The organism is Luteococcus sanguinis (genome assembly GCF_039527675.1).
In the GTDB taxonomy this organism is placed as follows: Bacteria; Actinomycetota; Actinomycetes; order Propionibacteriales; family Propionibacteriaceae; genus Luteococcus; species Luteococcus sanguinis.
This window is the reverse complement of record NZ_BAAAKI010000004.1, coordinates 465563-467614: the sequence shown is the minus strand read 5'-3', so window position 1 is coordinate 467614 and position 2052 is coordinate 465563. Positions and strand designations below refer to the sequence as shown.

Genomic DNA, 2052 nt, shown 5'->3' with positions numbered 1-2052 from the left:
CGGCGCCCTCCGCGAGAGTGGTCAGCCGATCACTTCACGCCACCGGCGGTCAGGCCGGCAACGATGCGGCGCTGGAAGATCAGCACCATGATCAGCAGCGGGACGGTAACGACCACACCAGCCGCCATGATCGCGCCGTAGGGGATGTTGAACGAGGTCGAGCCCGTGAACTGCGAGAGCGCAACGGGAGCGGTCATCTTGGCCTTGTCGGTCAAGAAGGTGTAGGCGAACATGTACTCATTCCAGACCGCGATGAAGGTCAGGATGACCGTGGTGAAGATGCCGGGGGCAGCCAGCGGGAGGATCACCTTGCGGAAGGCCTCCTGCGGGGTGCAGCCGTCCACCATCGCGGCATGCTCCAGTTCGACGGGGAGCTGACGGAAGAAGGCCGTCAGGTTCCACACGCACAGCGGGAGCCCGAACGACAGCGAGGGGATGATCACCGCACGGTAGGTGTTCATCCAGCTCCAGGGGAACCAGTCGTAGGACACTCCGGTGAACATCTTCATCAGCGGGACGAGCATCGTGATCGCCGGGAACATCGAACAGCCGATGATGATGCTGAGCACCACCATCTTGCCGACGAAGCGCAGTCGCGCCAGGGCGTAGGCCGCCACGATGCCGAACAGCAACGTCAGGGCCGTCGTGACGACCGCGATCACCACCGAGTTGCCCAGGGAGACCAAGAAGTTGTTCTGCTCGCCGAACACGATCTTGTAGTTCTGCACCGAGGCCGGATCCGGCAGGTAGGCATTGCTCAGGCCATCGGCCGGACGACGCAGCGAGCTGATGATCATCCAGAGGAAGGGCAAGAGGCAGTACAGGATGATGAAGGCGATGCCGAACAGGGACGCGATGCCTCCGGCAAGCTCCTTGCCCGAGCGCTTCGGCTTGTTGAGCTCCTGCAGTTCGGCGTCCGAGAGGAGTTGCTGGCCCTCGGGAATCGTCAGGTTGGCGCTGCTCATGCCGCACTCTCCCCACTGGTGATGGTCTGGGACGCCTTGGCCTTCGTGCGCTGCACCTGCTGCTTGTGCAGCTTGCGCAGGCGCTTGCGCTGCTCGGTGATGGCGCGCGTCTCGGGGTCACCGACGACGTCTGCGCCGAGCAGCTTGATGAACAGGAAGGCGATCAGCATGATCAGCAGGAACAGCAGGATGGAGTAGGCGGCCGCGGCGCCATAGCGCTGCGAGCGCGACTCCATGAAGGCGAACATGCTGAGGGTCTCGACCGAGTACTTGTTGGCACCGATCAAGCCGTAGGGCAGGTCGAACATGCGCATCGTGTCGAGCGTGCGGAAGAGCACGGCCACCACCAGGGCAGGCTTGATCAGCGGCAGGGTGATCTGGGTGAAGGTACGCCAGGCCGAGGATCCGTCCACCTTGGCGGCCTCGTAGACCTCGGCCGGGATGGTCTGCAGGCCGGCAAGGGTCATCAAGCCGATGAAGGGGGCCGTCTTCCAGACATCGGCGATGATCACGGCCCACTGCGAAGCGGCCGAGTCACCGAGCCAGAGCACCTGCTTGTGGATCAGCCGGTTCATGACGCCGTTGGCGTCGAAGACGACCTTCCACAGCATGGCCGAGACGATCGTGGGAATGGCCCACGGCACGAGGATCGCGGCGCGCACCATGCCGGTGCCCTTGAAGGCCCGGGCCATGATCAGCGCCATCGCCACGCCGAGGACGGTCTCGATCGAGACGCAGACGACGGTGAAGAACATGTTGTTGATGAAGGCGTTCACCAGGCGGGGCATCGTGCCCCAGACACCGGTGACCGGCGAGGCCGCGGCGGTGAAGGCGTTGATGTAGTTGTCGAGGCCCACGAAGGTGTCACCCGAGGCGACAAGCCCGGTGTTGGGGTCGACGCCCTGGTTGGTGCGGAACAGCGATTCCCGGATGCTGAGGACGATCGGGATGCCGACCACGAACAGGATGACGGCCAGCGTCGGCAGGTTGAGCAGCCAGGCCAGACGTCCCTGTCCGTCGCTGAATGGGTTCTTCTTTCTCTTTCCGGACTGCACCGGCGCTGTGACGGCAGTGGTGGCCATCGAAC

2 protein-coding genes are annotated in these 2052 nt (G+C 63.9%); both read right to left on the bottom strand.

The features are described from left to right. Positions 1–29: 29 nt before the first annotated feature. A complete protein-coding gene (locus tag ABD089_RS05970; protein ID WP_343885324.1) occupies positions 30–965 on the bottom strand; it encodes a carbohydrate ABC transporter permease in 936 nt (311 codons plus the stop codon). Beyond that, positions 962–2047 carry a carbohydrate ABC transporter permease gene (locus ABD089_RS05965; protein ID WP_386769105.1) on the bottom strand — a complete coding sequence of 362 codons (1086 nt, stop codon included), beginning with the start codon at positions 2045–2047 and terminating at the stop codon, positions 962–964. The genes ABD089_RS05970 and ABD089_RS05965 overlap by 4 nt, the downstream gene beginning before the upstream one ends. Positions 2048–2052: the final 5 nt, after the last annotated feature.